The 24,046-nt window shown below is 71.2% G+C and carries 19 protein-coding genes and 1 tRNA gene; 11 read left to right on the top strand and 9 right to left on the bottom strand.

From position 1 onward, the window contains the following. Positions 1-25: 25 nt before the first annotated feature. From rlmB to J0911_RS18180, 5 genes are all read right to left on the bottom strand, one after another. Positions 26-1,012: a 23S rRNA (guanosine(2251)-2'-O)-methyltransferase RlmB gene (gene rlmB / locus J0911_RS18200; RefSeq protein WP_207276925.1), complete on the bottom strand. Its 987-nt coding sequence runs from the start codon at positions 1,010-1,012 to the stop codon at positions 26-28. A gap of 61 nt (positions 1,013-1,073) precedes the next feature. Further along, on the bottom strand, positions 1,074-2,513 hold the full coding sequence (gene cysS, locus J0911_RS18195) for a cysteine--tRNA ligase (protein ID WP_207276924.1): 1,440 nt from the start codon (positions 2,511-2,513) through the stop codon (positions 1,074-1,076). A gap of 51 nt (positions 2,514-2,564) precedes the next feature. Further along, positions 2,565-3,839, bottom strand: a complete 1,275-nt coding sequence (locus J0911_RS18190; protein WP_207276923.1) for a DUF4032 domain-containing protein — start codon at positions 3,837-3,839, stop codon at positions 2,565-2,567. 165 nt (positions 3,840-4,004) lie between these two features. Beyond that, the gene (locus J0911_RS18185; protein ID WP_207276922.1) at positions 4,005-5,114 is read right to left on the bottom strand and encodes an ABC transporter ATP-binding protein; all 1,110 of its coding nucleotides are present in this window, start codon (positions 5,112-5,114) and stop codon (positions 4,005-4,007) included. A 171-nt stretch (positions 5,115-5,285) separates the two neighbouring features. Next, positions 5,286-7,541 carry a bifunctional alpha,alpha-trehalose-phosphate synthase (UDP-forming)/trehalose-phosphatase gene (locus tag J0911_RS18180; RefSeq protein WP_372434904.1) on the bottom strand — a complete coding sequence of 752 codons (2,256 nt, stop codon included), beginning with the start codon at positions 7,539-7,541 and terminating at the stop codon, positions 5,286-5,288. Positions 7,542-7,764: 223 nt separating this feature from the next. Here J0911_RS18180 and J0911_RS18175 point away from each other — a divergent pair, with 223 nt between their 5' ends. From J0911_RS18175 to J0911_RS18165, 3 genes are all read left to right on the top strand, one after another. Further along, a complete protein-coding gene (locus tag J0911_RS18175) occupies positions 7,765-9,564 on the top strand; it encodes a serine/threonine-protein kinase (protein WP_207276920.1) in 1,800 nt (599 codons plus the stop codon). A 150-nt stretch (positions 9,565-9,714) separates the two neighbouring features. Beyond that, the gene (locus J0911_RS18170) at positions 9,715-10,596 is read left to right on the top strand and encodes a DsbA family protein (RefSeq protein WP_207276919.1); all 882 of its coding nucleotides are present in this window, start codon (positions 9,715-9,717) and stop codon (positions 10,594-10,596) included. Between the two features lie 142 nt (positions 10,597-10,738). Continuing rightward, positions 10,739-10,811 (top strand) — tRNA-Thr (locus tag J0911_RS18165). Between the two features lie 81 nt (positions 10,812-10,892). On the opposite strand, the gene J0911_RS18160 is transcribed toward J0911_RS18165, so the two are convergent. The 3 genes from J0911_RS18160 to J0911_RS18150 all read right to left on the bottom strand — a co-directional run bounded on the left by J0911_RS18160 (position 10,893) and on the right by J0911_RS18150 (position 13,982). Beyond that, positions 10,893-11,903 (bottom strand): SGNH/GDSL hydrolase family protein, encoded by a 1,011-nt coding sequence (locus J0911_RS18160; RefSeq protein ID WP_372434903.1) that lies wholly within the window; start codon positions 11,901-11,903, stop codon positions 10,893-10,895. Between the two features lie 107 nt (positions 11,904-12,010). Then, on the bottom strand, positions 12,011-12,712 hold the full coding sequence (locus J0911_RS18155; protein WP_207277092.1) for a uracil-DNA glycosylase: 702 nt from the start codon (positions 12,710-12,712) through the stop codon (positions 12,011-12,013). Between the two features lie 103 nt (positions 12,713-12,815). Next, a complete protein-coding gene (locus tag J0911_RS18150; protein WP_207276917.1) occupies positions 12,816-13,982 on the bottom strand; it encodes an AI-2E family transporter in 1,167 nt (388 codons plus the stop codon). Between the two features lie 238 nt (positions 13,983-14,220). On the opposite strand from J0911_RS18150, the gene J0911_RS18145 reads away from it, so the two are divergent. The 5 genes from J0911_RS18145 to groL all read left to right on the top strand — a co-directional run bounded on the left by J0911_RS18145 (position 14,221) and on the right by groL (position 20,001). Further along, positions 14,221-14,559 carry a DUF3263 domain-containing protein gene (locus J0911_RS18145; RefSeq protein ID WP_242636991.1) on the top strand — a complete coding sequence of 113 codons (339 nt, stop codon included), beginning with the start codon at positions 14,221-14,223 and terminating at the stop codon, positions 14,557-14,559. A gap of 31 nt (positions 14,560-14,590) precedes the next feature. Beyond that, positions 14,591-15,280: a LytR C-terminal domain-containing protein gene (locus J0911_RS21250; RefSeq protein ID WP_207276916.1), complete on the top strand. Its 690-nt coding sequence runs from the start codon at positions 14,591-14,593 to the stop codon at positions 15,278-15,280. A 618-nt stretch (positions 15,281-15,898) separates the two neighbouring features. Further along, the gene (locus tag J0911_RS18135) at positions 15,899-16,102 is read left to right on the top strand and encodes a cold-shock protein (RefSeq protein WP_192861768.1); all 204 of its coding nucleotides are present in this window, start codon (positions 15,899-15,901) and stop codon (positions 16,100-16,102) included. A gap of 227 nt (positions 16,103-16,329) precedes the next feature. After that, positions 16,330-17,997 (top strand): phytoene desaturase family protein, encoded by a 1,668-nt coding sequence (locus J0911_RS18130; protein ID WP_207276915.1) that lies wholly within the window; start codon positions 16,330-16,332, stop codon positions 17,995-17,997. A 369-nt stretch (positions 17,998-18,366) separates the two neighbouring features. Further along, complete coding sequence (gene groL, locus J0911_RS18125) at positions 18,367-20,001, top strand: chaperonin GroEL (RefSeq protein ID WP_207276914.1); 1,635 nt, start codon at positions 18,367-18,369, stop codon at positions 19,999-20,001. A gap of 99 nt (positions 20,002-20,100) precedes the next feature. On the opposite strand, the gene J0911_RS18120 is transcribed toward groL, so the two are convergent. Then, positions 20,101-20,385 (bottom strand): WXG100 family type VII secretion target, encoded by a 285-nt coding sequence (locus J0911_RS18120; protein WP_207276913.1) that lies wholly within the window; start codon positions 20,383-20,385, stop codon positions 20,101-20,103. A gap of 230 nt (positions 20,386-20,615) precedes the next feature. Between J0911_RS18120 and J0911_RS18115 the strand changes: the two genes are divergently transcribed. The 3 genes from J0911_RS18115 (at position 20,616) to J0911_RS18105 (ending at position 24,031) form a co-directional block, all read left to right on the top strand. Beyond that, positions 20,616-21,341, top strand: coding sequence for a response regulator transcription factor (locus tag J0911_RS18115; RefSeq protein WP_207276912.1), 726 nt, complete (start codon positions 20,616-20,618; stop codon positions 21,339-21,341). A gap of 64 nt (positions 21,342-21,405) precedes the next feature. Further along, positions 21,406-23,187 carry a sensor histidine kinase gene (locus J0911_RS18110; RefSeq protein ID WP_207276911.1) on the top strand — a complete coding sequence of 594 codons (1,782 nt, stop codon included), beginning with the start codon at positions 21,406-21,408 and terminating at the stop codon, positions 23,185-23,187. A 142-nt stretch (positions 23,188-23,329) separates the two neighbouring features. After that, positions 23,330-24,031: an HD domain-containing protein gene (locus tag J0911_RS18105; protein ID WP_207276910.1), complete on the top strand. Its 702-nt coding sequence runs from the start codon at positions 23,330-23,332 to the stop codon at positions 24,029-24,031. Positions 24,032-24,046: the final 15 nt, after the last annotated feature.

Below are 24,046 nucleotides of genomic sequence, written 5' to 3'. Positions count from 1 at the left end.
GGCCTGGCCGTCCGGCCGGGCCGGGTCAGGCCTCTCGTCGCTGCCGGGCCACCTCGTAGAGCGCGATACCGCCCGCCACCGCGGCGTTCAGGGATTCCGTCGTGGCCGTGATCGGGATGGACGCCACGGAGTCGCAGGCCTCGCGTACCAGCCGCGACAGGCCTTTGCCCTCCGAGCCGACCACCAGCACGAGCGGATCGGTCGCGAACGCCACGTCGCCGATCTCGGTGTCGCCCTCGGCATCCAGCCCGACCACGAAGCAGCCGGCCTTCTTCAGCGACTCCAGTTCGCGGGCCAGGTTCGTCGCCCGAGCGACGGGGACACGGGCGGCTGCGCCGGCGGAGACCTTCCAGGCCGACGCGGTCATGCCCGCCGCTCGCCGCTCCGGAACCAGGACGCCGTGGGCCCCGAAGGCTCCGGCGGACCGCAGCACGGCGCCGAGGTTACGGGGGTCTGTCACGCCGTCGAGTGCGACGACGAGCGGGGGCTGTCCGGCGGCCGACGCCGCGTCCAGCAGATCATCCGCGTCGGCGTACTCGTACGGCGGGACCTGGATGGCGATGCCCTGGTGCACCGCGTTGTCCGTCAGCCGGTCGAGCTCGAGCTTGGAGCCCTCGACGAACTTCAGGGAGCGTGCCGCCGCCAGCTTCAGGATCTCCTCGGTGCGGTCGTCGGAGTCCAGGCGTGAGGCGATGTAGACGCAGTTCACCGGCATGTCCGCGCGCAGGGCCTCCAGGACGGCGTTGCGCCCTGCCACGATCTCCGTCGCGTCACCGCGACGCCGGTTCTTCGCCGCAGGCCCGCGTGCCGGCCCGTGCTGCTCCTGACGGGCGGCGCGTCGTTCGGCTGCCAGCTTGCGTTGGTGCGCGGGGTGGTAGACACGGTCTTCCGCCTTGGGCGTCGGCCCCTTGCCGCGCAGCGCCTTACGGCTGTGGCCACCCGTACCGACCTGCGCACCCTTCTTGGTACCGGGCTTGCGCGTCGCGCCGCGGCGCTCCGAGTTTCCTGCCATGGTCAATTCCTTCCGGCCGCTACGCGGCGATTGCGACGGCCAGTTCCGTCCCTCGGGGCGGTCAGGACCCGGCCAGCGACCAGCGAGCGCCGTCCGCGGAGTCCTGAACCTCGATCCCCGCGGCCGTGAGCCGGTCGCGGATGGCATCCGCAGTAGCCCAGTCCTTCGCGGCGCGTGCCGCCACGCGCGCCTCCAGTTCCGCGGTGACCAACGCGTCGAGTGCCGCCTGGTGCTGGTCACCGGCCGGTGCGGCCCACTGCGGATCCAGCGGGTCGAGCCCGAACACGTCCAGCATCGCACGGACCGCGACCAGCTCGGTCCGCGCGGCGGCGTCGTCACCGGCAGCCAGCGCGCTGTTGCCGGCACGCAGATGCTCGTGCACGACGGCGAAGGCGGCCGGCGTGTTGAGATCGTCGTTCATGGCCGTGGCGAAGTCCTCGGGGACGTCCGTCTTGGCGATCTCGTCGGCGGAAACGTTCCCGAGCGCCTCCGTCGCCCTGGAGACGAAGCCGGTCAGCCTGTCCCACGTGGCATGCGCCTCGTCGAGGGTGTCCGGCGCCCACTCGAGCATGGACCGGTAGTGCACGGAGACCAGCGCGTAGCGCACGACGGCGGCGGGAGCTCGCTCCAGGAGGTCGCTGACGAGCAGCCCGTTGCCGAGCGACTTGGACATCTTGGTGCCCTGCTGGGTCACCCAGGCGACGTGCATCCAGGAGCGTGCGAAGGCGTCGCCGGCGGCGCGGGACTGGGCCTGCTCGTTCTCGTGGTGGGGGAACCGTAGGTCGAGGCCGCCGCCGTGGATGTCGAACTCGGTGCCGAGGTAACGGCGTGCCATCGCGGAGCACTCCAGGTGCCAGCCGGGACGTCCTCGGCCCCAGGGGGTGTCCCACGATGCCGTTTCCGGTTCACCGGGCCGTGGCGCCTTCCACAGGGCGAAGTCGTGCGGGTCCCGCTTCTGGGCGGAGACGGCGTCGGCCTCGGACGGCGGGACGTCGTCGTCCTCGACGCCCAGGTCCTCCAGCTTCTGCCGGGTGAGCTCACCGTAGGAGGGCCAGGAGCGGACGTCGAACCAGACGTTCCCCTCGGTGGTGGCGTAGGCGTGCCCGGCGTCGATCAGCTCCCGCATGAGGGCGACCATCTCGGGAACGTGTCCGGTGGCCCGCGGTTCGTAGGTCGGTGGCAGGACGCCGAGCGCGTCGTAGGCGCGGGTGAAGACACGCTCGTACCGACCGGCGTGTGCCCACCAGTCGACACCCGCCGCGGCCGCCTTGGCGAGGATCTTGTCGTCGATGTCCGTGACGTTCCGGATGAACGTCACTCTCAGGCCCTGGCGGGTGAGCCAGCGGCGGAGCACGTCGAAGGCGACGGCGGGGCGCAGGTGGCCGACGTGCGGTGCGCTCTGCACGGTGGCACCACACAGGTAGACGCTGACCTCACCCGGGTTGACAGGATCGAGGTCACGCACTTCCCGCGTCGCGGTGTCGTACAGGCGAATGTTCACCTGACCAGCCTACCGGCGGCCGCGAGGCGGCGCGTCGGGTTATCCACAGGCTCACGTGGACAGGTGGAAGTAGTCCGACTCGGGATCGTCCTCGGCGGGCTGTTCGCCCGGGGGCAGGCCCAGAAGCGACTTCTCGTCGGGCCGGTGCCGCAGCACGTTCTCCACGTAGGACGCGACCGCCTCCGGGAGCGGGATGTCCCGGCCCGCGCGCTCCGAGGCGTACCAGCGGTGGTCCAGCAGCTCGTGGAAGATCTGCGCGGGCTCCAGCTTGCGTCGCAGTTCCCGCGGGACGGCGCTCACGGTCGGCTCGAAGACCTTGCGCAGCCAGTCGTGCGCCACGAGCTGCTCGCCGTCGTTCTGCCGGCCCGTCGCGGCCGCGTAGGAGTCGAGGTCGTTCAGCAGCCGGCGTGCCTGGTTCTCCTGAACGTCGAGCCCGGTCAGGCGGAAGAGCCGGTTGGAGTGGTGGCCGGCGTCGACGACCTTGGGCTGGATCCGCACGGTGGTGCCGTCGATGTCGGTGGTCATCTCCAGTTCACCGACGTCGAAGCCCAGGCGGTTCAGGCGTTCGATGTGGGCGTCGACCCGCCAGCGGTCGTCGGCGACGAAGTACTCCGCGCCCGTCAGGGCTTCCCACAGCTCGTTGTACCGCTCCACGAGCGCGTCGCCGATGCCGACCTCGTCGACCTCCTCGTCGAGCATCTCGCCGGCGGCGAGGTCCATCAGCTCACCGATGATGTTGGTCCGGGCGAGGTCGATGTCGTAGTTGCGCTGGCCGCGGGTGAGCTCCCGGTGCAGGTCGCCGGTCTCGGCGTCGACCAGGTAGGCGGCGAACGTCTCGGCGTCCCGGCGGAAGAGCGTGTTGGACAGGGACACGTCGCCCCAGTAGAAGCCCACCAGGTGCAGGCGCACGAGCAGTACGGCGAGCGCGTCGATGAGGCGTGTGGCGGTGTCCGGCCGCAGCGCCTGGCTGAACAGCGCGCGGTACGGCAGGGAGAACTGCAGGTGCTCGGTGACCAGGACGGCCTCGAGCCGCTCGCCGCTCGCGTCGCGCCGACCGGTGATGACTCCGACCGGCACCACGGACGGCACGTCCAGCCGGTTCAGCCGCCGCAGGAGCTCGTACTCGCGGTAGGCGACGGTCTCGCCGATCTCCTTGATGGCGAGTACCCGCCCGGACAGCCGGACGAACCGGACCACGTGCCGGGAGATGCCTCGGGGGAGCGCCGCCAGGACCTCGTCGGGCCACGAGGCCAGCGGGATGTCCCAGGGCAGGTCGAGCAGCGCGGGGTCGGGCCGCGCTGCGGTGATCTGCAGGTTCTGGGTCATGCCTGTCTCCCGGTGGTCGTTCGTCGTCGGGACCGCCGACGACGTGAAGCCGCGCACGGACCCGTTCGCCCCTGGGGGCCCTCCACTTCGGGAAGGAATAGGTCCGCGCGCGGCTTCACGTCGCCAGCCGCTCGTGTGACGGCCGACGGTGCTGTGGACGTCGGGTCAGCCCAGGCGCTCGCCCGTCGAGGCGGAGAACGCGTGGGTCTGCTCCGGCTTGATCGTGACCGAGATCGTGTCGCCCTTGTCCGGCACGTTGCGCGGGTCGATGCGCACGATCACCTGGTTGCTGTCGCCCGCGTGCAGGTTGCCGCCGTTCTTCAGCGTGCCGTACACGAACGCGTCGGAGCCGAGCTCCTCGACCAGCGTGACGTCGATCTCGAAGGCTCCCTCGCTGCCGGAGGAGACGACCGTGAGAGCCTCGGGGCGGAAGCCCAGCGTGACGCGGCCGCCGTCCGCCGACGTGATGCCGTCCGCGACCGCGCGGTCGAGCGCGATCGAGGCGCCGCCCACCTGAGCCTTGCCGTCGGTGACGTCGAAGGTGCCGATGTTCATGGCCGGCGAGCCGATGAAGCCCGCGACGAAGACGTTGGCCGGCTTGTCGTACATCTCGCGCGGCGTGCCCACCTGCTGCAGGACACCGGCCGACAGCACGGCGATGCGGTCACCCATGGTGAGCGCCTCGGTCTGGTCGTGCGTGACGTAGACCGTCGTGACGCCGAGACGGCGCTGCAGCGACGCGATCTGCGTACGGGTCTGGACACGGAGCTTGGCGTCCAGGTTCGAGAGCGGCTCGTCCATGAGGAACACCTGCGGCTGACGCACGATGGCGCGGCCCATGGCGACGCGCTGGCGCTGACCACCGGAGAGCGCCTTCGGCTTCCGGTCGAGGTACTCGGTGAGGTCGAGGATCTTCGCCGCCTCCTCGACCCGCTGGCGGATCTCGGCCTTCGGCGTGCCCGCGATCTTGAGCGCGAAGCCCATGTTGTCCGCGACGGACATGTGCGGGTACAGCGCGTAGTTCTGGAACACCATCGCGATGTCGCGGTCCTTGGGCTGCACGTCGGTGACGTCACGGTCACCGATGAGGATGGCACCGCCGTTCACGTCCTCCAGGCCGGCGAGCATGCGCAGCGACGTGGACTTACCGCAGCCCGAGGGGCCGACGAGGACGAGGAACTCGCCGTCCTCGATGTGCAGGTCGAGCTGGTCGACTGCCGGGCGCTCCGTGCCCGGGTAGACGCGCGTCGCCTTGTCGAAGGTGACCGTAGCCATGGTGAGACTTCCCTCCACCGGCAGGTACGTGCCGGACGATCCGTTGTGTCGGGTGTCGTTGCTTCCACTTGCGTGTCGGCGGTGACACAGATTGCAGCGTGATAGTACCCCGTCCGGGAGCGGAACTACTATCCGCTGGTCAAGAGCCCAGGTGATGACGCACGACAGTGGTCATGACCGGGTCAGTTCATCGGCAATCCGTTCCAGCACGACCGCGAGCGTGTCCGCGTCCGGCAGCCGGTGCTGGGCCAGGGTGTCGCCCGTGCCGATCTTCACGGCGAGATCGCCGTTCTCCAGCGCGGCGAAGGCGTGCTCGTCGGTCGTGTCGTCCCCCGAGTAGAAGATCCGCACGGCTTCTGCCCCGGTCTCGTCGGCGACGACGTCGCGCAGCTGTCGCAGGGCCTCGCCCTTCGACGTGGAGACCACGGACACCTCGACGACGTCCTTGCCGTGCATCGGCTGCAGACCGAGGTTCGCGGCGACCTCGTCCGCAGCCACGGTGACCGCGGCGGCGTCGTCGGCCCCCGCCAGGCGGGTGTGGACGACGGCGGCGCCCGGCTTGGTCTGGACCCATACGCCCTCACGGTCCGCGGCAGCCGCCTCGAACCCGGCGATCAGCGCGTCGAGCTGCGTGTGCTGTGCGGGAGAGAGCTGCAACGGCACGGCCTGGACGCCGTCGCCCGTCACGCGGCCCGTCTCCGCACCGTGCGAACCCACGAGGAGCGTTCCGAGCGGTGCTTCCGTCACCTCCGCCAGGTCTCTCAGATCGCGCCCGGACACGAGGGCGAGCCGCACGGGCAGGTCGTCGGCGAGGCTCGCGATCCGGTCGGCGGCGGCGCGGGCCGCCGGCGTCATCCGGCTCGCCTTCGGGTCGTCGACGAGCTGGGAGAGGGTGCCGTCGAAGTCGGACGCGATGAGCCAGGCCACCCCGGGCCTCGCGTTCTTGCGGCGACGACGGCCGGACGGCTGGGTGAAGGCCCGCAGCGAGTCGGCGAGCGTGCCCCCGGACTCCATGCCCCGCGGTTCGGCCGACGCCGGGGGCTGCACCGCGGAGAGCACGGAGAGGAAGGACTCGGACCACTTGGCGACGTCGTCGGTCATGATCTTGCGGCGCAGACGGCGCATGCGGCGGCGCTGCTCCTTCGGGTCCATGGTCGCGGCCGCGACGATGATGTCCTTCATCCCGTCGATGTCGTGCGGGTTCACCAGCAACGGGCCGGGTGACAGCTCGTCCGCGGCGCCGGTGAACTCCGACAGCACGAGCACACCCCGCTCGTCGCTCCGGGCGGCCACGTACTCCTTGGCCACAAGATTCATGCCGTCGCGCAGCGCCGTGACGAGCATGACGTCCGCGGCGAGATAGAGCGCCGCCATCTCCTCGGGCGGGTACGAGTGGTGCAGGTAGTGGATGGCGGAGTGCCCCAGTTCGCCGAACTCGCCGTTGACCCGGCCCACCAGGATCTCCACGTGCTCACGCAGATCCTGGTAGGCGCCCACGTTCTCGCGGCTCGGGCTGGCCACCTGCACGAGCGTGGCCCGCGTGACGTCGAGACGCCCGTCCTCGAGGAGCTCGCCGTAGGCCTTGATGCGGTGCCGGATCCCCTTGGTGTAGTCGAGCCGGTCGACACCCAGGTACACCGTCTCCGGGTTTCCGAGGTCGGCGCGGATCTCCTTGGCGCGGTTCTGCACCTCCGGTGTCCGCGCCAGCTCGTCGAACCGGCGTGAGTCGATGGAGATGGGGAAAGCCTGGGCGCGCACGTGCCGGCCGGGTCGTCCCTCGGCGTCGGGCATGGTGATGACCGGGCCGCGCGTCGCGTAGTCGGTGAGCCGGCGTACCGCCCGCACGAAGTTCGCGGCGTCGCCGTTGCGCTGGAAGCCGATGACGTCGGCGCCCAGCAGCCCGTCCACGATCTGGCGACGCCACGGCAACTGCCCGAACAACTCCACCGGAGGGAACGGGATGTGGTCGAAGAAGCCGATGCGCAGATCCGGGCGCTGGTCGCGGAGCATGCGCGGCACGAGCTGCAACTGGTAGTCGTGCACCCAGACTGTCGCGCCCTGGGCCGCCTGCTCGGCGGCCGCGTCGGCGAACCGCTGGTTGACCCGCCGGTAGGCGTCCCACCACTGCCGGTGGTACGTCGGCGGCGCGATCACGTCGTGGTAAAGCGGCCACAACGTGTCGTTGGAAAAGCCTTCGTAGTAGCGCTCGATCTCGTCGGCGCTCAGGGTGACCGGTACCAGGCGCATCCCCTCGGCGTCGAACGGCTCATGGGCCAGGTCCGGGGCGCCCGACCAGCCCACCCAGGCCCCCTGCGCCGCACGCATCACCGGTTCCAGCGCCGTGACGAGGCCGCCTGGTGAACGCTGCCAGGCCAGATCCCCGGCGGGCCCCACCGAGAAGTCGACGGGGAGGCGATTGGCCACCACGACGAGGTCGTATCCGTCTTTACCTGGCAACGATCTGCACCTCAATCTGTATCGACTGCGTTGACTTTCGCTTGCCTCGTTCAGAGTAGCGACGCCTGGGAAGTCCGCGCAGTAACGTCCATCACCCCATTTCGGGCGAAACTAAGGTTGCGTTGCTGGTCAGACGGGCGAATACAGGTGAGTTGCCGCGCGATGGCCAGATTCGCCCGCTAGCGTTTGAACCATGGGAGCAGAGGGAGCCGTCGACGGCACCGAAGAGCGGACGGACACGGGTACCGTCTCCGTGCGTGACCGTGTTGCCGGCTCCGTCATCGGCGGCTACACGGTGACCGGGCGGATCGGCAGCGGCGCGATGGGAACCGTCTACCGCGCGACCGACGGTGGCGGCAACGCCGTCGCGCTCAAGCTGCTCACCCCGGAACGGGACGAGGCGGGAGCGCGCGAACGGCTTCGCCGGGAGGCCAGGGCGCTGCAACGGTTGAAGCACCCCGCGGTGGCGAGCGTGATCGACGTCGAGCTCGACGGGACCGACGCGTTCATCGTGACCGAACTCGTCGAGGGCCCCACCCTCGAGGAGGAGGTCGACGACCGCGGCCCGCTCGACCCACGCGACCTCTACGAACTGGCCGACCAGCTCGCCGACGCCCTGGAGGCGGTGCACGCGGCCGGCGTCGTGCACCGCGACCTGACGCCGTCGAACGTTCTGATCTCCCCTTCCGGACCGGTGCTCATCGACTTCGGCCTCGCCCACGCGCGCGGCGACGCCCGCGCCACCCGCACCGGATTCGTCATGGGTACCCCGGGCTATCTCGCGCCCGAACTGCTCGACGGCGGCGACCCCGCCCCCTACACGGACTGGTGGAGCTGGGCCGCCGTGCTCGCCTTCGCGGCCACCGGACGTTCACCGTTCGGCGTCCGGCCCCTCGAACACGTCCTCCGGCGCTCCCGCGAGGGCGATGCCGACCTCGCCGGACTCGAACCGCGCACCTCCCGCGCCCTCGCCGCGGCCCTCCGGCCCACTCCCGTCGAACGGTGGGGACCCACCGAGGTCGCGCGGTCACTCCAGGCCGCGTCCGAAGCGTTCGTCGCGGCCGCGCGCGCCGCGGACCCCGGCATCCGGACCGGGGACATCGGAGATCGCCGGACCCAGGTCATGTCGGGACCGACGGCGGTCGTCGCCCCGAAGCCCGAACCGGTCACGGCGGTGGTCGAACCCGCCAGGCCGGCGATCGCACCGTCCGCTGCCGCGCGATCCGTACGGAGCCATCCCGTCGGCTCCCTGCACGGGACCGGGTCGCCGGGTGGCGAACGCCCCGATTCCTGCGGCCGGCCCACCGCTCCGGCGCCGGCGGTACCGACCGAGGGCTCACCGGTGCCCGGCATCGGACGGATGACCCGGTACTCCGCGCGGACCGGCACCGTCACCGCCGTCGGCGGAGCCGTCGTCGCACTCGCCGCGACGCGGCCGGGCTGGGCGCTCGCCGCCCTGGTGGTGGTCTGCGTGCTGTGCCGGGCGTCGGGTGCCGCGGTGAACGAGCTCTGGAACTGGCGGGTGCGTCACGGGGCGGCGTCGGGCGGCAAGGGGCGTGCGGTGCTGCTCATGCCCTGGTACCTGGTGCGCTCGGTCTTCGGGGCGTTGCCCGCGTTGCTCATCGCGAGTGCGGTCGGGGCGATCGTGGCGCTCGGCGGATTCTGGCTGTTCGCGCCCGGCCGGGTGATCGTGCTGCCGCTCGACGACCCGGCGTCCCGTGCGGTGGGCGGCACCAACGACCCGATCGTCGACACGTGGGTGCTGGCTGTGGCGATGCTCGTGACGATGCTGCTGGCCTGGTGGGGGCCCGTCGCCCGGCTCACCCGGGACGGTGCCCGGCCGCTGCTGGCCACCGTCGCCCCGGGACGGCTCGGCGCGGGAGTCGTCGTCGTGCTCGCCCTTGCGGTGGTCGGGCTCGGCGCCGCGGCGGCCGTGACCGATCCGCTGGTCATCGACTGGTGGCCGCTCACCGGGCGGCCGGACGTGCGCTGAGCGTCACGAAATAGTGATGCAACGCCCAGGTCGTTCCCAGGGCTCTGTGGATAGGCTGTGGTGCGCCGGCGACGGACTGCCGGGCGGTGCCACCACCGTGGTGCCGGGAAACTGCTGGCCGGTGGGCCGCGCACCGAGGAGAAGGACTCGATGTCGAACATGACCAAGGCTCAGCGGCGAGAAGCCGCGCGCGCCGAGGCTCTCGCGATGCAGAAGAAGGCGCAGGGGCGCGAGCGGATGTACCGGATCGTGACCCTCAGCCTTCTCGGGGTGCTCATCGCCGGTCTGGCTGTCGCGATCTGGCTGATCTTCGCGGAGTCCCAGAAGACGCCGATGGAGCGGGCGGACAACGTCCCGGCCGGCGTCGTGGACGAGACGGGTATCCCGGTCGGGGAGGACGGCGCGGCCGGCACCCTGGTCGAGGGAGCGCCTCAGGTCGACGTCTACGTCGACTTCATGTGCCCGGTGTGCGGCCAGTTCGAGGCGATGAACGGGGCGGACCTCACCGAACTGCGTGAGAGCGGCGAGGTGGCCCTCGTCGTGCACCCGGTGGCGATCCTGGACCGGATGTCGAGCGGGACCGAGTACTCCACGCGTGCGGCGTCGTCTGCCGCGTGGGTGGCCGACCAGGCTCCCGAGGCCTTCGCCGAGTACCACGACCTGCTCTTCGCGAACCAGCCCGCCGAGAACTCGGCCGGCCTGAGCGACGAGCAGCTCGCCGCCTTCGCCGAGCAGGCGGGCGTCCCGGCCGACGTCGCGCAGGGCATCGCGGACGGTGACGCCACGGCCACGTACCGCGACTGGGTGACGGCATCGACGGATCAGGCCACGTCGGCCGAGGAACTCGCGAACCCGCAGACGGGTCAGTTCGGGACGCCGACCGTCATGCTCGACGGCGAGCGGTTCGAGGACTGGGCCACACCCGGCGCGCTGAGGACTGCCATCACCGGGGGTTCGGCCGACGAGTCCGGTGACGGCTCGGCGAACGAGGACGCCGACAGCGGCTCCGAGGAGGAGTCGTCCGGCGAGTGACGTGAGTCCAGCCTGACGCGAGGCGTCGTGGGCTGGGTCGGTCGCCGAGAACGCCCGGTGCGGATCGGCGGCCGACACGCTCACCACGTCGTGTGTGTGCATTAGGCTGTACCCCGGCTCGGGCCGCCTGCGGCCCGGCGTCGCCGCCTTAGCTCAGCTGGTAGAGCGCTCGCCTTGTAAGCGAAAGGTCGTCGGTTCGAACCCGACAGGCGGCTCCGAGAGGCCCGGAATCTCAGGATTCCGGGCCTCTTGCGCTGTGGCCGGCGGCCGGTGCGCCGGGCGAGGCTCCGGTCGGGTCAGCTTCGGGGCCAGGCCCCCGGAGCCGGCCATTTCGGGGTACGGCCGTCGCCCGACGACTTCCCGGTCACGCGCCGCTTCACCCACGGGCCGACGTGTTCGCGTGCCCACGCCGCGTTCTCCCTGGTGGCGGCGATAAGAGTCGGTCGCGGCGCCGGAGGCAGCGGCGTGTCCCAGGCGGGATCATCCGGTGCCAGACCGAGGCCGACGAGCGCCGCGTTCTTGACGCGTTCGTGGCCTTCCGGGAGGAGATGGATCCGGTCCGCCGACCACATGCGCAGGTCGAACAGTGCGCGAAGCCCCCACAGGTCGATCACGTGCGCCCCGTGGCGGCGGGCGATCGACCAGATGTTGGCGTTGTACACGCCGACGCGGCTGTTGGTCCAGGCCAGCGTTCCTCCCGCCTTGAAGCCGGTACCCATGAGGACGTCGGCACCCGTGGCGCGGATCCTCACGACGGCGTCCTCGAGTGCCGAGCAGATGGCTTCCAGGTCCACGCCCGGCCGGAGGATGTCGTTGCCACCACCGATGAGTGACACGAGGTCCGGCTCCACACCGAGCGCCACGTCGAGTTGTTCGGCGATGATCGGACGCAGCAGCCGTCCCCGGATCGCGAGGTTCGCGTACTCGATCGCCGGTTCGCCGGCCGCGATACGTCGCTCGCTCAGCGAGGTCGCGAGGCGGTCGGCCCAGCCGCGCTGCGTGTCCTCCAGGCCGGGGTACGGATCCCACAAGCCCTCCGTGAACGAGTCGCCGATGGCGACGTAACGCGTCCAGCGCGGGGTGTCGTCGGGTTCGGCGGCGGAGCCCGCCGGGGACGCGACGTTCTCGGCCGGTGCCGCGGCCGGTTCGGGCGCGGGCGTCCGGGGGCCAGGCGCTACCGGGCGGGTCGAGGGCGCGGGCTGGGCGGCCGATGCCGGGAGCGGCACTGCCGGGCCGGAGGACGCCGTCGCCCTCGAGGACGCCGAGTCGTGCGAACGTTCGGGATTCTGGGGAGAAGTCGCGCTCACGTCGAACATTGTTGCCGGGACTCCGGGTCCTGTGCAGTCCGGTACCAGGTAACCGCTGGGTGAGACGCGCCACGGGGGCCGGCCCCGCGGCGCGCCCCGTCACGCGTCTACGGCAGCCGCCAGTCGATCGGCGTCGCACCCTGCTCGCTCAGCAGGGCGTTGACGCGGGAGTAGGGCTTGGACCCGAAGAAGCCGTTGCGCGCCGAGAGCGGAGACGGATGCGCGCTCTCGACGATCGGGACGTCGCCGAGGAACTTCTTCAGGTTGCGCGCCTTCGCGCCCCACAGCACCGCGACCAGGGGGCCACCCCGAGCGGCGAGAGCCTTGATGGCAGCCTCGGTGACGTCCTCCCAGCCCTTGCCGGCGTGCGAATCCGACTTGCCGGGCTGGCAGGTCAGCACCCTGTTGAGCAGCATGACGCCCTGATCGGCCCACGGGCGCAGGTCGCCGTTGGAGGGCATCGGGATGCCGAGGTCCGTCTCCAGCTCCTTGTACATGTTCAGCAGCGACGGCGGCAGGGGGCGCACGTCCGGCTGGACCGAGAACGACAGGCCCATCGCATGGCCCGGACGCGGGTACGGGTCCTGGCCGACGACGAGTACCTTGACCTCCGCCAGCGGCCGCTGGAACGCGGCGAGCACGTTCGGGCCGGGCGGGAAGTACCCGCGGCCCGCCGCGTTCTCGGCGCGCAGGAAGTCACCCAACTCGTGGATGCGCGGCTCGACGCCGGCCAGCGCCTCCGCCCAGTCGGGCGAGATGACCTCGGACAACGGCTTGCGGGCTGGGGCTTCGTCGATATCGGGCGTCATGGTCTCCACGGGTCGGGACACTACTCGGGGACACTGACAAAGTGCAGGCCTACCAGCGATCTCGAGCCGAGGTCGCGCGCCCGGCCGCAGCCCCCCCGCGCCCTCAGACGGTTTCGGTGCGCTTCTTCCGGGCGAATCGCGCCGGCAGGTCGGGCCCGTCCCACACCTGGATCGCGCGCCAGATCGACGCGGCGATCGGCACGGCGAGCACGGCACCGGTGATGCCGACGAGCACCGTCCCGGCGGTCAGGGCGAACAGGATCACGAGCGGGTGCAGGCGCAGGGTCCGGCCCATGACGATCGGCTGGAGGAAGTCGCCTTCGAGCTGGTTCACGACGATGACGATCGCCACGACGACGAGCGCTTCGACCGGTCCGACCGCGACGAGCGTGACCAGTGCCGCGAGGATCCCCGCCAGGGTCGCGCCGACCAGGGGAATGAAGGCGAGGAGGAAGACGAGCACGGACAGGGGGATCACGAGCGGCACCCCGACGATCGCCAGACCGATCCCGATGCCGACGGCGTCGACGATCGCCACGATCGCCGTCCCGCGCACATAGCCGCCGAGAGTACGCATGGTCGCGGCGCCGACCCGGCGGCCACGCTCGTAGCGATGCCCCTCGAACGGCCGCAGCAGGAACTCCCACATCGCCGGCCCGTCCTTCAGGAAGAAGAACAGGACCACGATCATGATGAAGAATCCCGCGACGAAGTCGGCGGTCTGGGAGACGCCGGCGATGGCGCCCGAGCCGACGGCATCCGACTGCAGCAGGTTCATCGCCGAGTCGCGCACCGAGGCGATCTGCTCCTCGGTGATCTCGAAGGGCAGCCCCTGGAGGTAGCTCCGCAGCGAGTCGAAGCCGTCGAGCGCTTGATCACGGAGTTCGTCCCACTGGTCGACGACGGCGAGCACGACGAGCCACACGATGCCCGACAGCAGCGCCACCAGCGCCAGCAACGAGATCCACGTGGCGAGGATCGAGGGCAGGCCGCGGCGACGCAGGAAGGAGACCAGCGGGGAGATCGCCGCCGCGAGCACGAGCGCGATGAGGACGGGGATCACGACCAGGGTCAGACGCGTCCCGACGAACCCGAAGACGGCCACCACCGCGACGACGGTGAGGACCTGCAATGATCGGGTGCCCACACGGCCGAAGCTGTCCGACCACAGCCGCGACGCCTGCCGGTCGGCGGAAGGTTCGTGCTCGGCCGGTGGCCGTGCGTCGACGTCCGGGCGGGTGGGGGGTGTGCGGCGGCCGAAGAGACCCATCGCCTGTCCTCCTTCGCTTGGTCCGGCGGGTGCCGGTGCTCCTGACGCTATTGCGGTCGGGCGCTGGTCGCGCGGCGACACCGGTAGCGTCGGAGGTCACGCGGCCGGGACGGCGTCGCGGGCCGTCCGGGACGCCGTCGTGCAGGCAGGGACGGCTCCGCCGAAGCCGTGAGTGTCCGAAAGGGCGCGATACGCTGGACAAATGACACAAGTGTTCACCTGGTCGTAGTCTGGCCGCATGAGCAAGATGCTGATCGAGTCCTCGGAGGCGGTCGACGTCGAGCCCGCGGGCGCCGTCGCGGGGCCCTCGGACGAGACGGCGGGCGAGCTCTCCGACCTGGAGCGCGAGATCCTCGCGTTCGAGCGCAAGTGGTGGCGGCTGGCCGGGGCCAAGGAGGAGGCGGTCCGGGAGCTGTTCGACATGACGTCGACGCGGTATTACCAGGTGTTGAACGCGTTGATCGACACACCCGCGGCGCTCGCTCAGGACCCGATGCTGGTCACGCGGCTGCGTCGGATGCGCGTGACGCGCCGGGGCGCGAGATCCGGCCGGCGGCTCGCGGACGAGAAGCCCTGAGAGCCCAGGAGTCTGGGCTACCCTGTCCGCCGTGACCAACAGCACGTACCGCTACCCGCCCGACGAGTTCGACGTCGCCGTGCCTGGCGGCGCACCTGTTGGCGTGCACCGCGCGCCGCGCAGCGGTTGGAGTTCGGCATGGCCGTTCCTGCTGGTCGCGCTGGTCTGTGCCGGTGTCGCGTGGGGCGGCATCACCCTCCTGTCCGGCGGTGGGAACGAGGGCAACTCGGCAGCGGAGCCGACCGCCAGCGTCTCGCCCGGCCCTTCCGCCAGCGCCAGCGGCGCAGCCGATGGTGAAGGCGGCGGCCAGAACGAGGGCGAGGGCGGTGAAGGCGGCAACGAGCCGAGCGGCGAGCCGTCCGACGCCGCAGGTGGCGGTGACGCGCTGCCCGGCGATCCCGCGCTGGCCGACCTGACGGTGACCATCGGCGTGTACAACGACGGCGCCGGGTCCGGCATGGCGGGCACGACGGCGACGAATCTTCAGGCAGCCGGCTTCTCCGGCGAGATCCACCCGCTCGATGCCGGCGCCGCCAACGGGCCCGCCGCGGGCTCCGTCACCGCGAACACCGTGCTGTACGGCGGCGACCGCGCCGACACGGCCTCTGCGGTCGCAGACGCGCTGGGGATCTCGGGGGCCAACGTGCAGGAGTCCGCTGACGTCGCCGCGCATCCGACGGAGGGCGTCTGGGTCATCCTGGTGACTCCGCCGGGAGCCTGAGCCGACACTTTCCTGAGCACGCTCGTTGATGTGCCCGTCCCGTTCCGGGGCGGGCACATCGATTTCGCCGGTCGCGGCCCGGCCGTGGGGCCGCCCGATCGCCGGCCTCGGTGCCGCCGGACCGCCGGCCTCGACACCCGCTGGCCTCGACACCCGCTGGCCTCGACACCGCCGGCCTCGACACCACCGGCGGCGCCGCCGGCCGCGGCGCCGCCCGGACCGGTTGACGCCGGTCCGGCGGGCCGGGTCCGCCATTCACGGGAATGCCGGCGTGCCTCTTGCCTCGGGCGTCGCCTCCCCAGGGCTCACGCCATCGCGGTGCTTTGCCGCAACGGGGATTGTGGCTTCCCCCTACCTCTTGGATTTACGCGCCGAATCCAATCCCGTCGAAACGTTACGGATGGTCGAGAAAATTCGCCCGCCGTGGCAGGTGAATCGGTGTTACTGCACGCAGAAGCGCTGTTCCGTATACGAACCCGACTCCCCTGACCTGGGCGTTCGCCCAGCGCAGAATCCGTCAAATAGCGATTTACCCCTTCCATAGTGTGACTTGGAGCACTAGCCTCGAATCACCACGGGTCGAACCGAGTGGCCCGTGCGAGATGCAAGGAGAAGTGCATGGCCCAGGGCACCGTCAAGTGGTTCAACGCGGAGAAGGGGTACGGCTTTATCACCCCGACCTCCGGCGGGCAGGACCTGTTCGTCCACTACAGCGCGATTCAGGTGGACGGCTACCGCACCCTCGACGAGGGACAGGCGGTCGAGTACGAAGTGGGACAGGGTCAGAAGGGCCCGCAGGCGGAGATGGTCCGACCCCTCTGATCTGAGTCCCGGACCGGTTTCCCCCTGGCCGGTCTCTCCGATCGACGCAGGGTGGCGCGCGGCCCCGACCCGCTCGCCGCCCGCCCGCGTCCCTTCGACCACTCCCACACGGGCCCCTTTCCGGCCGGAAGCGGGATCCCGCGCGCCCGTCCGCTCTTACTCGGACACGGTGCCTCACCGGTGCCTCCGGTACACCCGTCCGGCCTCGTCCGTGGTTCGATGAAGGTATGACCGTGCTGGACGCCGTCGTCGTCGGCTCCGGGCCCAACGGACTCGCGGCCGCCGTGACCCTCGCCCGCGCCGGCCTCGTGGTCCGGGTGCTCGAGGAGCAGTCCTCGATCGGCGGTGGCGCGCGCACACTCACGGGCGCGGATCTCGCCACGGCAGCGCCCGCGCCTGATATGCCCGGTACGGCCCTGCCTGTCGCGGGCATGGACGGCGCGACCGGAGCGAACCTCCGCTTCGACCTCTGCTCCGCGGTCCATCCCATGGCATGGGCATCTCCGTTCTTCCGGGCGTTCGGCCTGGCGCGACGGATCGACCTGCGCGCCGCCGAGGTCTCCTACGCTCAGCCGCTCGACCCGGCCGCCGGATCGAGTTCGCCGCGTGCGGGCGTGGCGTTCCGCGACCTCGACCGGACCGTCGAGAGCCTCGGGCCCGACGGCGCCGCCTGGCGGGCGCTCGTCGGCCCGCTGGCTCACCGCTGGCCGGCGGTGACGGCTCTGGCCATGGGCGACAGGCGAGGCCTCGCCGCGCCCGCTCCCGTGCGTGACGGGTCGGCCGGCGGGCGAGAACCCGGCCAGGACACGGTGGTCCGCGGCCGAGGCGGTGCCTTCGATCTCGGCAGGGAGGCCGCCGAGCTGGCACGGGCCGGGCTCATGTTCGGGCCCGCGCTGATCGAGCAGGGCACCCGGCTCTGGAACCGCCGGTTCACCGGTGACGTCGCTCCCGCGCTGCTCACCGGCGTCGCCGCGCACGTCATGACGCCATTGCCCGCTCTCGCGGCCTCCGGTACGGCACTCCTCCTCGGCGCGCTGGCCCACGGGCCGCTCGGTTGGGCCCTTCCGCTCGGCGGCTCGGGAGCCATCGTCGACGCGTTGGTCGCCGATCTCGTCGCCCATGGCGGCGAGGTCCAGACCTCGCGTCCCGTCCGCCGGCGCACCGACCTCCCCCCGGCGCGTGCCTACCTCTTCGACACGGCGCCGGGCGTCGTCGGACAGGTCTTCGGTGATCGCCTGCCGGCTCGTTCCGGCGCGGCGCTGCGGAGCCATCGCTTCGGGGGTGGGGCGGCCAAGGTCGATCTCGTGCTGAGCGGACCGGTGCCGTGGTCCGTGCCCGACGTCGGGCGCGCCGCGACCGTACATCTCGCCGGTACCCGGGAGCAGATGGCCGGGGCGGAGGTGGCCGTCGCCGCCGGGCGGCACGCCGCGCGTCCGGTCTGCCTCCTCAGCGACCCGACCGTGACCGACCCCGCGCGCGAGGTCGACGGACTTCGTCCGGTGTGGACGTACGCCCACGTCCCGGCGGGTTCGGAGCGCGACGTCACCGAGGACGTCATCGGGCAGATCGAGCGGTTCGCGCCGGGATTCCGCGACGTCGTCGTCGCCGCGCGGTGCGTGCCGGCCGCGTGGATGCCGGCGCACGACGCGAACTACGTCGGCGGCGACATCGGTACGGGGGCGGCCACGATGTCGCGGATGCTCGCCGCCCCGGGCGCCACCGGGATGCGCTGGGACCCGTACTCGACGGGCGTGGACGGCGTGTACCTGTGTTCGGCGGCCACGCCTCCCGGTCCCGGCGTCCACGGGATGTCGGGCTGGCACGCCGCACGTCGTGCGCTCGTGCGCGAGTTCGAGATCCGCCGACCGCCGGACCTCTCGCCACCATCGTCCTGAACCGCGTCGTCCTTCCTGAACCGCGTCGTCGCCCGCAGGGCTCGACGTGGCGCCACCGGTGCCGGCGAAAGCATCGTCCGGCGGGTCCGTCACGATGCCCGGGCCGCGCGGGCGTCGCCTCGGTATCCGCCAGGACGCCGGCGGTTCGTGGAGGCGGCGGCCGGATCGGCATCGGGTGGCGGCCGGGCAGCCTGCTTGCACTCTCGAGGCGAGAGTGCCAATAATGTCTTAGCACTCTCGTACCGAGAGTGACAGCAGGGCCGGCGGGTGAGGTCTGTTCCTGGGCGAGACGTGATCGCCCCGGGAGAGGTCGTCCGTCGCGGGCACCGAGCCGGCTCACCAAAAGCCACCAGCGGAGGATTCATCCCCATGGCCAAGATGATTGCCTTCGACGAGGAAGCTCGTCGGAGCATGGAGCGCGGGCTCAACCAGCTCGCCGACACCGTCAAGGTGACGCTCGGCCCCAAGGGCCGCAACGTCGTGCTCGACAAGAAGTGGGGCGCCCCCACCATCACGAATGACGGCGTCTCCATCGCGAAGGAGATCGAGCTCGAGGACCCGTACGAGAAGATCGGCGCGGAACTCGTCAAGGAGGTCGCCAAGAAGACCGACGACGTCGCGGGTGACGGCACCACCACCGCCACCGTGCTCGCCCAGGCGCTCGTGCGCGAGGGGCTGCGCGTCGTCGCCGCCGGCGCCAACCCGATCGCCGTGAAGCGCGGCATCGAGAAGGCCACCGAGGCGGTCACCGAGCAGCTGCTCAACTCGGCCACGGAGGTCGAGACCAAGGAGCAGATCGCCTCCACGGCGGCCATCTCCGCCGGCGACCCGGCCATCGGCGAGCTCATCGCCGAGGCCCTCGACAAGGTGGGCAAGGAAGGCGTCATCACCGTCGAGGAGTCCAACACCTTCGGCCTGGAGCTCGAGCTCACCGAGGGTATGCGCTTCGACAAGGGCTTCCTCGCGCGCTACTTCGAGACGGACCCCGAGCGCCAGGAGGCCGTGCTCGAGGACCCGTACGTCCTGATCGTCGAGTCGAAGATCTCGAACGTCAAGGACATGCTCCCGATCCTGGACCAGGTCATGAAGCAGGGCCGCGCCCTGCTCATCATCGCCGAGGACGTCGAGGGCGAGGCCCTGGCGACCCTGGTGCTGAACAAGATCCGCGGCACCTTCAAGTCCGTCGCCGTCAAGGCCCCGGGCTTCGGCGACCGCCGCAAGGCCATGCTCCAGGACATCGCCATCCTCACGGGCGGCCAGGTCATCTCCGAGACCGTCGGTCTCAAGCTGGAGAACGCCACGCTCGACATGCTGGGCACCGCCCGCAAGGTGGTCGTCACGAAGGACGAGACCACCATCGTCGAGGGTTCGGGCGACGCCGAGCTCATCTCGGGCCGCGTGAACCAGATCCGCAGCGAGATCGAGAAGTCGGACTCCGACTACGACCGCGAGAAGCTGCAGGAGCGCCTCGCCAAGCTGGCCGGCGGCGTGGCCGTCATCAAGGCCGGTGCGGCCACCGAGGTGGAGCTCAAGGAGCGCAAGCACCGCATCGAGGACGCCGTGCGCAACGCCAAGGCCGCCGTCGAGGAGGGCATCGTCGCCGGTGGTGGCGTGGCGCTGATCCAGGCCGGCGCCATCGCGTTCGAGAAGCTCGAGCTCGACGGTGACGAGGCCACCGGTGCGCAGATCGTGAAGGCCGCGATCGACGCCCCGCTCAAGCAGATCGCCGTGAACGCCGGCCTCGAGGGTGGCGTCGTCGCGGAGAAGGTGCGCGGGCTGACGCCCGGCCAGGGTCTGAACGCCGCGACCGGCGTGTACGAGGACCTGCTCGCCGCCGGCGTGAACGACCCGGTCAAGGTGACGCGCTCGGCTCTGCAGAACGCCGCCTCGATCGCCGCGCTGTTCCTCACCACGGAGGCCGTCGTGGCCGACAAGCCGGAGAAGGCTGCCGCCGCTCCGGCCGGTGACGGCGGGATGGGCGACATGGGCGGCATGGGCTTCTGACCCACGCCACCCACGCACGACGGAGGCCGTCTTCCCCGCGGGGAGGGCGGCCTCCGTCGTGTTCGTGGGGGCTCCGGCCGAGCGTCCCCGTTGTGCCGCTCAGCCGAACAGCCGGGTCGCCGTCTGCTCCGCGTCGGAATAGGTCTGCGCCGCCTGCGCCAGCGCCGTCTGAATCGCGTCCAGCGCCGACTCCACCTGCGACTGGGCGGCTCGCCACTGCGTCACCGTGCCCGAGAACGCCGTCGCGGCACCGCCCGTCCACGTGCCCTGCAGGGCGTCGAGATTCCGCATCATCGCCGCCACCTCTGCCCGCACGGCGGTCACCGACGCCGCCACGGCCCCGCTCGCCACGTTCATCTGCTCGCTGTCCACCTGGTACCGCATCGCTCTCCCGTCCTGCGGCTCGCAGCCGCCGTCGTCACCCGAGGGCTCCCTGCCCGTGCGACACAAGCTAGGCGGGCGCGGCCGGCCCTTCCTCGTGGACCCGGTGGCCTGTGGACGGACGGTCGCCTGTGGAAGGCGTCGGCGCCTCGGCACGCCGCCCTGACGGTCTGACCGCGCAACATTCACGGTGCTCTCAGGAAAGTGTCAGACTCGCGCCGCACACTGAACTCATGGCGACACCAGAGGCCCGGCTCGTCGTCGTCGACGACGAGCCCAACATCCGCGAACTCCTTGCCACCTCCCTGCGGTTCGCGGGGTTCGAGGTGCATGCCGCGGCGGACGGCAACGGCGCGCTCCAGCTGGTCCGGGACCTGGACCCCGACCTCGTCGTGCTGGACGTGATGCTCCCCGACATGGACGGCTTCACCGTGACGCGACGCATGCGCGCCACGGGCAAGCACGCGCCCGTCCTCTTCCTCACCGCCCGCGACGACACCCAGGACAAGATCCAGGGCCTGACCGTCGGCGGCGACGACTACGTGACCAAACCCTTCAGTCTGGAGGAGGTCGTGGCGCGGATCCGTGCCGTGCTGCGTCGCACCGGCACCCCGGTCCCCGAGGACGACGCCGTGCTGAGGGTCGGCGACCTGGAGATGGACGAGGACTCCCACGAGGTCCGCCGCGCCGGCATCGAGATCGACCTGTCGCCCACGGAGTTCAAGCTGTTGCGCTACCTCATGCTCAACGCGGGCCGCGTGCTCTCGAAGGCGCAGATCCTCGACCACGTCTGGCAGTACGACTGGGGCGGCGACGCGAACATCGTCGAGTCGTACATCTCCTACCTGCGCCGCAAGATCGACAACCTGACCGTGGACGGGCCGGGCGGTCCCGTCCAGCTCCCCGCACTCATCCACACCAAGCGAGGCGTCGGATACCTGCTGCGCGCGGCGACCTGAGCCCATGAGAGACGACACCCGATCCACTGCGGCGTCTCCCGATGAACCCCCGCGGGCCGGCACGATGTCCGAAGGGCAGACCGTCGCCTTCGACGTGTCGGCCGACGCGGCGACGACGGATGCGAGGACGGCGGACGCGACGGCGACCGATGCGACGACGCACGCTTCCGCTCTTGGCGTGCCTGCGGCCACGCCGCCCAGGCGTCGGTCCGGACTTGCCGAGGACGTCGAGGCCGGGCGCGGAGGTCGCCCCGCCGACTGGATCGCTGCCGTCCCCCTGCGGGCCCGACTCGTGGCGATCACGGCGTTCCTGCTGGCCGCAGGGTTGATCATCACGGGCCTGCTGGCGCGGGGGATCGTCGGGGGGTATCTGGTCGATCAGGTGGACGCGCAGTTGGAGCGGGAGGCGCCCGCTCTCGCGAATGCCGTCGTTGAGAGCGTTCTGAACTACGAGACGACGAAGGCGCTGCCCAGCGACTACTACATCGAGTACCGGTGGACGGACGGCAACGTGAGGACCCCGCGTGGTGAGGGCGCGGTGGAGATCTATGGTATTCCGGATATACCGGATCTCACCTATGCCGAGACGGTCGAGCGCAAGGGCGAGCCCTTCACGGTTCGTGCCGTGCACGGCTCTGAGGCCGCGACACGATGGCGGGTCTACCCGCTGGTCAACCCGGACAACACGGACACCAGCATTCCCCAGAGCGCATTCGTGGCGCTCCCGCTCGGCAGAGTCGACGCCACGCTCGAGTTTCTCTCCCGTACGCTGATCTTCGCTGGCCTTGGCATCGTGCTCTTCGGCCTCGCCCTCGCCTGGCTGATGATCGAACGCTCCCTCCGCCAGCTCCGGGAGATCGAGACCGCCGCCGCGTCCATCGCGGCAGGCGACCTGTCCCGGCGTGTCCCCGCCCCGCCACCGTCCACGGAGGTCGGGTCACTGGCCGAGTCGCTGAACTCGATGCTGGCGCAGATCGAGACGGCCTTCTCCGCCCGCGAGGCGTCCGAGGCACGGATGCGCCAGTTCGTGTCGGACGCGTCGCACGAGCTGCGTACTCCGCTCGCGACGATCCGCGGGTACGGCGAGCTGTACCGGATGGGCGCCCTGGACGGCCCGGACGGTCCGGACGGCGAGCGTGTGGCCGACACGATGGGCCGCGTCGAGGACGCGGCCCGGCGCATGGGGACGCTCGTGAACGATCTCCTCGTGCTCGCCCGCCTCGACGAGGGGCGGCCGATCGCGCGCGCGCCGGTCGACGTCGCCGTCCTGGCGCGGGAGAGTGCGCAGGACCTGCACGCCCTCGACCCGTCGCGTGAGGTCCGCGTCGTCGGCCTGTCCGGGGGCGACGGCGAAGGCCGCGGGCGCGCCGAGGGCGCCGGCGGCACGCCGTACGACGGTGCGGAGCGGGACGGTGCGGAGCGGGACGGCACGAAGGGGGACGGCGATGCCGCGGCCGATCCTGCCACGCCCGCCGTCGCCGGCCCGGTGATGACGGAGGGCGACGACGACCGGCTGCGACAGGTGCTCACGAACCTCATCGGCAACGTCGCGCGGCACACGCCCGCCGGCTCTCCCGCCGAGATCGCCGTCGGGCACGGGCGGGACGGCCAGGCCGTGATCGAGGTACGGGACCACGGGCCGGGCGTGGCGGACGAGCACGCACGGCGGATCTTCGAGCGGTTCTACCGCGCGGACTCGTCGCGCAACCGGGAGTCGGGCGGGTCCGGGCTCGGCCTGGCGATCGTGGCCGCGATCGTGGAGGCGCACGGCGGTGACATCGAGGTGGACCCGACGTGGGGTGGCGGCCTGACGGTCCGCGTCACGCTGCCCGGCACGGACCCCTGAGATCCGGCAGGGCCGGGGCGTTGCCCGACTCGGCCGACGGCGCCCGGCTCCACCGGCACGGCTCCGCGGTAATAGGCTGAGCATGTGGTCGGTCTCACACCTGACCTCCCGAGACACGTCACCGAACCGAAGGTCTGATCGCATGGGCGTCATGGCGCCGGAGTGGTACATCTCCTCGTTCGTCCGGAGCGTTTCCGGGATCGGCGCGACAGCGCCGGTGGAGGAGATCGAACGGGTGGGGGAGGACCTCCTCGAGCGCTGGTCCGGACCGGACCGGCACTTCCACGACCTACGACACCTCGGGGCGGTGCTGCACCGCGTGGACGAGCTCGCGGAGGAGACGCACTCGCCCGACGTCGTGCGGCTCGCCGCCTGGTACCACGGCGCCGTCTTCGACGCCGCCTCCAAGGCGGCGTACGCTTCGCACGGCGGGGAGCAGACGTCGGCGAGTGCGGAGCTCGCCCGCGCCGAGCTGACCGGCCTGGGGGTTCCTGCGAAGTCCGCCGACCGGGTGGCGCACCTGGTCAACGGGCTGTTGCGGCACGCTCCGGATGCGACGGACGTCGACGCGTGCGTCCTCAACGACGCCGACCTGGCCATGCTCGCGGCCGAGCCCCAGCGGTACAAGGAGTACACGGCACGGGTGCGCGCCGAGTACGAGCACATCCCGCTGCCCGACTACCTGACCGCCCGGATCAAGGTCCTGTCGAAGCTCCTGGGGCGCGAGTCCCTGTTCTGCTCGCCGATGGGCGCCGCCTGGGAGGAGCCGGCCCGGCAGAACCTCGACGCGGAGCTGCACCGGCTCCGCAAGAAGCAGGCCGCGCTGGAGGCCGACGGCAGCTGATCCGGCGCCCGGGGA

Source organism: Myceligenerans salitolerans, from assembly GCF_017349295.1.
GTDB lineage: Bacteria > Actinomycetota > Actinomycetes > Actinomycetales > Cellulomonadaceae > Myceligenerans > Myceligenerans salitolerans.
This window is presented reverse-complemented; position numbering and strand designations above follow the sequence as displayed.

Coding starts and splice junctions, on each gene's coding strand:
- rlmB (WP_207276925.1), bottom strand. CDS start 1,012: ATGGCAGGAAACTCGGAGCGCCGCGGCGCGACGCGCAAGCCCGGTACC.
- J0911_RS18190 (WP_207276923.1), bottom strand. CDS start 3,839: ATGACCCAGAACCTGCAGATCACCGCAGCGCGGCCCGACCCCGCGCTG.
- J0911_RS18185 (WP_207276922.1), bottom strand. CDS start 5,114: ATGGCTACGGTCACCTTCGACAAGGCGACGCGCGTCTACCCGGGCACG.
- J0911_RS18175 (WP_207276920.1), top strand. CDS start 7,765: ATGGGAGCAGAGGGAGCCGTCGACGGCACCGAAGAGCGGACGGACACG.
- J0911_RS18170 (WP_207276919.1), top strand. CDS start 9,715: ATGTCGAACATGACCAAGGCTCAGCGGCGAGAAGCCGCGCGCGCCGAG.
- J0911_RS18155 (WP_207277092.1), bottom strand. CDS start 12,712: ATGACGCCCGATATCGACGAAGCCCCAGCCCGCAAGCCGTTGTCCGAG.
- J0911_RS18150 (WP_207276917.1), bottom strand. CDS start 13,982: ATGGGTCTCTTCGGCCGCCGCACACCCCCCACCCGCCCGGACGTCGAC.
- J0911_RS18145 (WP_242636991.1), top strand. CDS start 14,221: ATGAGCAAGATGCTGATCGAGTCCTCGGAGGCGGTCGACGTCGAGCCC.
- J0911_RS18135 (WP_192861768.1), top strand. CDS start 15,899: ATGGCCCAGGGCACCGTCAAGTGGTTCAACGCGGAGAAGGGGTACGGC.
- J0911_RS18130 (WP_207276915.1), top strand. CDS start 16,330: ATGACCGTGCTGGACGCCGTCGTCGTCGGCTCCGGGCCCAACGGACTC.
- groL (WP_207276914.1), top strand. CDS start 18,367: ATGGCCAAGATGATTGCCTTCGACGAGGAAGCTCGTCGGAGCATGGAG.
- J0911_RS18120 (WP_207276913.1), bottom strand. CDS start 20,385: ATGCGGTACCAGGTGGACAGCGAGCAGATGAACGTGGCGAGCGGGGCC.
- J0911_RS18115 (WP_207276912.1), top strand. CDS start 20,616: ATGGCGACACCAGAGGCCCGGCTCGTCGTCGTCGACGACGAGCCCAAC.
- J0911_RS18110 (WP_207276911.1), top strand. CDS start 21,406: ATGTCCGAAGGGCAGACCGTCGCCTTCGACGTGTCGGCCGACGCGGCG.
- J0911_RS18105 (WP_207276910.1), top strand. CDS start 23,330: ATGGGCGTCATGGCGCCGGAGTGGTACATCTCCTCGTTCGTCCGGAGC.